The sequence below is a fragment of the Moraxella sp. 179-F 1C4 NHS genome (assembly GCF_045370505.1).
GTDB lineage: Bacteria > Pseudomonadota > Gammaproteobacteria > Pseudomonadales > Moraxellaceae > Faucicola > Faucicola tetraodonis.
This window is the reverse complement of sequence record NZ_JBIQEC010000043.1, coordinates 1-8058: the sequence shown is the minus strand read 5'-3', so window position 1 is coordinate 8058 and position 8058 is coordinate 1. Positions and strand designations below refer to the sequence as shown.

Annotated in this window: 6 protein-coding genes; 2 read left to right on the top strand and 4 right to left on the bottom strand. The window is 43.7% G+C overall.

The genetic code is table 11. From position 1 onward, the window contains the following. Positions 1–114 precede the first annotated feature (114 nt). Entirely contained in the window at positions 115–2007 is a 1893-nt protein-coding gene (locus ACH0AB_RS11445) for a DUF294 nucleotidyltransferase-like domain-containing protein (RefSeq protein WP_406878227.1), read from the bottom strand. Positions 2008–2173: 166 nt separating this feature from the next. On the opposite strand from ACH0AB_RS11445, the gene ACH0AB_RS11440 reads away from it, so the two are divergent. Then, on the top strand, positions 2174–2380 hold the full coding sequence (locus ACH0AB_RS11440; RefSeq protein ID WP_406878226.1) for a hypothetical protein: 207 nt from the start codon (positions 2174–2176) through the stop codon (positions 2378–2380). A 152-nt stretch (positions 2381–2532) separates the two neighbouring features. Here the strand turns inward: ACH0AB_RS11440 and rapA are convergent, their stop codons facing one another. The 3 genes from rapA to ACH0AB_RS11425 all read right to left on the bottom strand — a co-directional run bounded on the left by rapA (position 2533) and on the right by ACH0AB_RS11425 (position 6794). Continuing rightward, complete coding sequence (gene rapA / locus ACH0AB_RS11435) at positions 2533–5382, bottom strand: RNA polymerase-associated protein RapA (protein ID WP_406878225.1); 2850 nt, start codon at positions 5380–5382, stop codon at positions 2533–2535. A gap of 112 nt (positions 5383–5494) precedes the next feature. Further along, complete coding sequence (locus tag ACH0AB_RS11430; RefSeq protein ID WP_007115647.1) at positions 5495–6307, bottom strand: DUF72 domain-containing protein; 813 nt, start codon at positions 6305–6307, stop codon at positions 5495–5497. Positions 6308–6350: 43 nt separating this feature from the next. After that, entirely contained in the window at positions 6351–6794 is a 444-nt protein-coding gene (locus ACH0AB_RS11425) for a diacylglycerol kinase (protein ID WP_257619734.1), read from the bottom strand. Between the two features lie 262 nt (positions 6795–7056). Here ACH0AB_RS11425 and ACH0AB_RS11420 point away from each other — a divergent pair, with 262 nt between their 5' ends. Further along, complete coding sequence (locus ACH0AB_RS11420; protein WP_282842374.1) at positions 7057–7842, top strand: transglutaminase-like domain-containing protein; 786 nt, start codon at positions 7057–7059, stop codon at positions 7840–7842. Positions 7843–8058 lie beyond the last annotated feature (216 nt).

Here is an 8058-nt window from a genome sequence, read left to right as displayed (position 1 = left end):
AGTTTACTGCTTCGCTATTTTTTTATCAAAATTTCCTCATTATGTTCTTTTGTATATTAAATGTTCAACACAACCTAGTTAAAAAATATCTTCAATTAAAAAATATCTACTTAGTTAAAAAATATCTAGGCGATAATGATGGGTAATAAAGGTTTTAAAATCTTTGACCATTGCCAAACATTCTTTTAACAAATCTTTTTCCAGTGCTGATAAATGATTGGGATTTACCGCTCGCGCTGTTCTATCCTGGGTGGTCAATGCCACATCCAGTCGTTTTGCCATAAAAAAATCCAGTGCTTCTGCCAGATTTTGCGCCATGGTGTCACCTAGCACCTGTTGCTGTGCCAGCTGCTGCAGTCGGCTTCTGGTATTGGTCTCAGTGATATGATATTCCAATGACAAGGCTCGCACGCCATGGACAATCGGAAATATCCCTGCTTTTTTTAGGTCAATATCGGTTTCACTGGCACTGACAAATTTTTGCCACCAACCACTGCTATCGCCAAATTGTAGAATCGGTTTGGCAAAACGGTTGATAAAGTTGCTAGTCGCCACATTTTGCGCGCTGACTTGCCAATGTTTTTGCAGCTGCTCAAAGAGTTTAATATCACCGCAAACAAAATGCGCATCGATTAAGGTCGCAATCCACATCATATCTTCACTACTGCCACTCACGTACCATGCCGTGATTTGTTTTTCAAAGGCGGTTGAAGTTTTTCGCCAACGCTCATTGCTAAGCATAATCTTGCCATCACAATAGGGATAGCCCATGTTCGCCAATGCCTCATTGAACTGCGCGGCATAGCTGGGCAGATTGTCATCTTTAAAACCATTGCGGATAATCAGCGCATTGTCTTGGTCAGTACGCAAGATTTGTTCACCACGCCCTTCTGAGCCCATTACGAACAGACAAGTATTGTAAAACGTGAGAGCAGGCACAATCAGCTGCCATACCTTGGCGAACACTTGTAAATTCAAGCTTTGCACCATTCGGCTGATAACATGGATTTTGATGCCGCTGGCGTGCTGCTCACGGATAAATTTACCAATCAATTCCACCGCCACTGCAACATCATCTAGGCTCTGAGCTTGCTCAATACGAGCGACGATAAGATTGGAATGGTTGGTTAAAAAGCTCAGTAATTCGGTTTGCCCCAAAATCCCAATGATTTGACCTTGACTGTCAATAATGGGTAAACGGTGGGTACGAGTTTGTAGCATGGTCAGCAAGGCTTCACTGACATCTTGCGATTGATGCACCGTATGAATTTTAAAATTGGTAAAGTCCAGCACGGGCGTGGTGGCAAAATCAACTTTTTGTCCAATCGCTCGGCACACATCGGTTTGGGTAAAAATACCGATGCGCTCGACATACGCTGCAATGGTAGATTTTTCGACGCCTTGTGCGATGAGTTTGTCACGCTCCGCTTCGCTCATTCGCGCTTGTGACTTAACCAAAATATGCTTGATGTCAAATTGGTTCATCGCCATCGTGGCATCGTATAGCGTTGCCGTATCATCGACAAAATGCGGCGGTTTGATATGCTGTCCCAAATTGGCAATCGGTTGATATAGCAGTTTTTGACTTTCACTTTGGGCAAGGCGGGCTTGGTGATGGTTGAGACGGGCAGCGACATCGGCAAACAAGGCGTTTTTTAAGGTGAGATTTTGCTCAGTGATTGCACTTAACACTTGCCCATCGATACGGTACATCAGACTTTGCTGCTGGGTGATAAAGTTGAACACGCTGTTTTGCCTGACCTTGGTATCAAACCAATCGCCTGCATTTAAGGTAGAAATCAACGCATCGCCTTGTAATTGATGAACAAAGCCTTTAAGGATAATAAAAAAATCCCCTTGCCATCCTGCAGGTATGGGCTGCAAGTTGTCCAAATAGACGATTTTACTGTGCTGCTGCAGATGGGTTCGCTGCTGAGCGCTTAGGGTATCAAACGGGGGCTGGTGTAGATGTTGTATGTCCAAAGTCTGTATCGTTGAGCCACTCATATCACCATCCTTGTGTTGCGGCTAAAATAAATCCCATGTCCTATGAGTCTTGTTAGATTATAATCAAAGTTGTCTGAGGCAACAATCATGTTTCAACAAATATCGATGGGTCGTGGTGGTATGTAATTTACACCCGTCAAACATATCAGTATAGGTAATGGGTAAGATGAATTATTTTGGTTTTCTTTGTTTAGGTCTAGGGATTTTGACATGGGTCGCGGGTATGCTATGTTTTTTATTATCTAAAGTCAGTAAGGAGCCGCCGGTCAGGTATAAAACCCAACGCATTGCGATGGTGCTGTTGCCACTGGCGATTGTACTGCTTAGTATCGGACTTAAATTTAGTATGAGTGTGGTGAATCCTGAGGTGTAAATAACTAGCTTTGCTAACTAAGCCTGATAAATAGACCTGGCAACTAGACCTGGTAACTGGTCTTAACCACAAAATGGAAAATGCAAACATATAACAAAGGTCAGCCTAATATAAGCTGACCTTTAACCTAAATTAACCTAAATTCAAAACAATTAAGCGGGCTTGACGGCGACTAGCACACGGATACTATCAGGAATTAAGGATAAATGACCCAGTGCATGTAAGCCCTGTTCTTGCAAACGTTTTAATTGATTGATTTCTGCGTCTCGTACATTCGGATTGATGGATTGCAAATATTGCAGGCGCTCCACTTCACGCTCATAGCGCTGATTAAATACCTCTTTGGCTTGCTCACTTATCGCAGGTAATTGCTGGTTTGCCAATGCTACTGCTTGCTCATAGCGCACTTCGATGATGTCTTTACGCGCTTTGATGACTTGACGCGCTCGGGTTTTATCCAAGCGATGAATATGCGACACAATCATATCAGGGGCAATTTTATCGCTAAAATCAGTCCCTTGCTGGCTTAAAAACACCCGAATGAGCGGCTTTGGCAAAAATGCAGGTAAATTAAGGAGCTTTGGTGCAATCGCTTCAACACGAAAATTGACTTCGACCAATACCAGTCCTTCGGGCATGGCATTACTTTGTAAAGTTGCAACCGTGGTATTACCAAACGTGCCTGCGTTGACCGTTTCAAAGATACTTTGCATCAAAGGATGCTCATAAGTCATAAATTCCATGTCTTCGCGTAGTAACGCTTGGTCACGCTCAAAGGTCAAGGTCATGCCATCTTCAGGCACTGCCAGTCCTTGCACCTGTACTTCATCGCTCGGATGCAGCATCAATGAGCCATCACGCTGTCCACTATATTCCATATTGATGGACGACATAAAGCGTTCAAATAAACGTGGCAACATGTGGGTATCGTCAAAATCACGCATGGTGTAAGCGATTTTACTGGCGACACGCGGGCGACAAGAATTGTATTCAAGCAGTCTGTCACGTCCTGCTTGCATGGCTGCTTCTAGTGCGAGACGCTGGGCGTTGCCTTTTTCAATCAACTGATCTAAAGTAATTTCTTGACCGTCATCTTCGACTTTTTGCCCTTCAAGTAGGGGTTTTAAATCCACAATAAACTGCTCTTGAACGGTTTGCGCCGTGGGTGAGATTTGGTTAAAAATATTTAGCGCTTCGTTATACCAGCGGTACATACGCTCAGTTGCCGTGCCTTCAACAAAAGGCACATGAATGGTAATCTCGTTTTGCTGACCAATCCGATCGAGGCGACCAATCCGCTGCTCTAATGTATCAGGATTGGCGGGCAAATCAAACAACACCAAATCACTGGCAAACTGAAAATTACGCCCCTCAGAGCCAATTTCAGACGCCAACAATACTTGCGCGCCTTCAATATCGGCAAAATACGCAGCCGCTTGGTCGCGCTCCAGTAGGGTCATCTGCTCAGTAAAAATCGCGGTTTTAATGCCCGCATGCAATCGTAATACTGCCTCTAAACTCTCAACCGTTGCCCCACTGCGCGCAATCAGTAGCACCTTTTGATGTTTTAAGGTGTTTTTAAGCAAATCAACCAACCAAGGCACTCGCGGGTCTTGTTCCAGCCAACTGCCATCGGGCTGTAACTCTTCTGGCCATAATTGTTCGCGCAATTTACCTTGGGTGTGATAACTGTCTTGCCAACTTATCGGGAGCGGCAGCGGATACGCCATTGAGCGCCGACCTTTGAAGCCAGAAATAAGCTCAGACACGCTCTCACGGGTGTTGCGAAATAGCACACGACCAGTACCATGACGATCTAACAATTCATTGATGGCGCGCGCACGACCTTGCTCATCATCACTGATATCATGACCTAACAACTGGGCTAATGCTGATTTTTGCTTATCTGACAGCGATTGGTCACTCAATAGCACCTCAGCAATTGCTGCGGTTTGCGCAAAATTTTCTTCTGCATCGATAAAGTCGTCTAAATCATTAAAACGATTGGGATCTAACAATCGTAACCGCGCAAAATGGCTTTCTAAACCTAACTGCTCGGGGGTGGCTGTAAGTAACAAAACCCCTGCGGTTTGTTCGGCAAAATCTTCAACCAAATCATATTTGTCATTGCCGCCTTGCTCACTGTCCCAATGCAGATGGTGCGCTTCATCCACAACCAGCAAATCAAACCCCGCCTCCAAGGCTTTTTCATGCAAATCTTCATGGTCAAGTAGCAAATCAATACTGGCAATAATCAACTGCTCAGTCGTAAAAGGATTTTGCTCAGGGTCATGCTCTGCAATCGCCGCGGTTCTGACCAAATCAAAAATAGCAAATTCAAGATTAAAACGACGACGCATTTCAATCATCCATTGGTACTGCAAACTATCAGGTACCAAAATCAAAATACGCTCAGATTTGCCGGTGATGAGTTGCTGGTGAATAATGAGACCCGCTTCAATCGTCTTGCCAAGCCCTACCTCATCGGCAAGCAGCACGCGCGGCGCGATACGTTTACCTACTTCATGGGCGATATACAGCTGATGCTCAATAATATCGACACGTGCACCCATCAAGCCTCTTAGTGGATGAGACGCCAAATAGGCTTGGGTACGCAGTAGCTCTTGGCGCAGTTCGTACCAATCATTTTGGTGGATACGACTGGCAAGCAAGCGCTCAAGTGGTTTTGCCAAATTAATATTAGCCGCAAGGCGCGTTTCCATAATCGCACGGTCATGACCTTCAACCGAGTATTTATAGACGCCATTGGTCTCTTCAAAATCGCTGACCACATACGATGCGCCATCTTGGTCATGTATGGTATCCCCGACTTTGAAAGTCACACGCGACAAAGGCGCCGATGTCTTGGCATACACACGCGTTTCTTCACTTTGCGGGAACAAAATATGCACGCAGCGTTCATCAACGAGCACGACGACGCCCAGCCCCAATTCATTCTCTGTATCCGACAGATAACGTTGTCCAATCGCAAAATCAGTCATACCGCTTAACCATGCTTCCAAATTAGAAATTTAAATGATGAAAAGTAAAACTGTTTATGATAGCAAAAATTACATTTTCAAGTGAATGATTTTGTTGATAGTGGCTGTTTAGTTATTCATCATTTGCTATCAACGGACTGACGACTGTGATACCTTCGGTTATGAGCGCTTGTGTGAGCATCTCAATATTATACACCGCGTGACCTTTTACCGTATTTTCAAAGTAAATATACAAGGTATCAAAATTGGCTTGTTGATTGGCAATGGTCTTTGCCCAAGCTTGCATTTCTACATTACTGTAGCGATAATCATGCCGCTCGGCCGCCGAATGGGCATCCCACCAGTCTAAGTTTTGCCCATGCATGCGTAAATAACCGATGCGGCTAGTAAACAACAGCCGACTGGGCGGTAAACCATGAATATTTGGGTAGTCCACACTACACCAAATCAAATTTTGCTGCTGAAAACTGGCGTAAACTTGCGGGATATGCCAGCTTTGGTGGCGAAACTCTATCGCCAATGGTAACCCATCAAACCAACTGGTCAAGGTTGCCAAATACTGACGATGTGCCACCGTTCTATCAAAACCATGCGGAAATTGAATCAATAACGCAGCCAAGCAATCTGCCGTCAAGATAGGTTCAATCGCCTGCAAAAAAGCTTGCGCGGTCTCTGCAGTGGCGGTTAATCGGTGGGTAAAATCTTGGTGAATCTTAATCGAAAATTTTAGCTTTCCGTTGGATTTTTTGAGCATACCTTCATACGCTTTTCGACCTAAAGGCGCATAGAAGCTACTATTGATTTCAACAGTGGCATAATGACGACTATACTCGGTTAAAAATTCGGTTTTTTTGGTGTCAGCGGGATATAGGATTCCCAAAAAATCCGTATCACTGTATCCCCCTGTTCCGATATAGATGCTCATAGAAAATTGGTTCTACTCAATTGCAAAATTAGCCCATCATTGATTAATAGAAATTAATAAAAGTCGTATATAGCGCCATCATCCATAACAAAAACAGCATCGTCAAGGCTAATAGCTGCGCGGCAGAACCTACATCTTTACCAATCTTTGCCAACGGATGACGTTCTGTCGATGTATGGTCAATTGACGCTTCAATACCGGTATTAAACAACTCGACGATCAGAGAAAAAAACGATGAAAACACCAATATCATTTTAATCGGCATCATAAAAGGTAAAAAAATCAGCGCAATTAATAAAATGCTATTGAGCCATGCAACCTGTCGAAAAGCCGCTTCATTTTGATACGCCGCAACTAAACCATCTTTTGAGTAACCTGCGGCATTAATGATGCGTTTGAGACCCGTTTTTCCCTTGGTCTGCGCGGCATACCCTTCTAAATGGCTAGCAAATTTATCAGAGCGCTGATTTGAACTAGGTGATGTCATGGTGGTAATGGGTTTTAAAAAATTTCCTCATTCTACCATAGATTAATCCTAGAATTTTCACAATCTATACTGCCGCGAGCATTGATAGCCCTTGATAAACAAGCTTTGAATCATGCGAATTTAAGGGCAAATAAAATCTATAAATATTGATTGCCATTTTACTGATAATGGCATAAATTCTAAGACTTCTGCTATTTTTTGCAGCAACCACGCCACCTTGCAATTTTTAGTTAGTGTTGTCACCTTATTTGATGAAAAATCTATGATGAAATTACGCGCCACTTGCCAACTCGATTATCACTTTTCCCAGCCAACCCCTGCAGTGTTTCTGCTAAGACCGCAATCAGGTTTAGCACAGCAGATCACTCAAGAAGAATGGCAAGTCACGCCACCCCTAGCAGTTACAAGCTATAACGATAACTTTGGTAACTTATGTGACAGGGTTTTATTTCCGATGGGGGATTACCAAGTTCGCCTAACAGTTGAGCTATGCACCAGCGAATGGATAGACGTCGCACCCGGTATGCCAAAAACACCGATTGAGCAGCTGCCTTCAGATACAATAGTATATTTGCTACCCAGTCGCTATTGTCTGCCAGAATTTCTACTTCAAGAAGCCCAAATGATAACCAAAGATTTTGCCGAAGGTTATGACAAAGCAGCGGCAATTTGCGCCTATATTCACCAAAACTTTACTTATCAATATGGGAGTAGTACAGCAGACACCACAGCACTAGATACGTGGCAACATAAAAAAGGCGTCTGTCGTGATTTTGCCCATTTGGGTATTAGCCTGTCACGGGCATTAGATATGCCCGCTCGGATGGTAGTTGGGTACTTATATCAACTTGACCCAATGGACTTACATGCGTGGTATGAGGTTTTTATTGGCGACCGTTGGTACACATTTGACGCAACGCAATCATCGCCCAAAGGCGGTCGTGCGATCTTAGGTTATGGAAGAGATGCTGCGGATGTTGCTTTTGCGACTTTTTTCGCGCCATTTGAATTAAAAGATATGAAAGTTAACGTAGAAAAAATCGACTGATTTTATCATGGATGTTCAAAATGGAAGCCTTTATTAGAAGGCTTTCATCCCAATTTTTTAATTACCAATCTTCATAGCTTAGATTGTTGCAAACCCACAAAGCAAAAAAACACCCCCTTTAAACGAATAAAGAGGGTGGTTTGGAATAGGGAGCTGACGATGACCTACTCTCACATGGGCGAACCACACTACCATTGGCGCATTGGAGTTTCACTT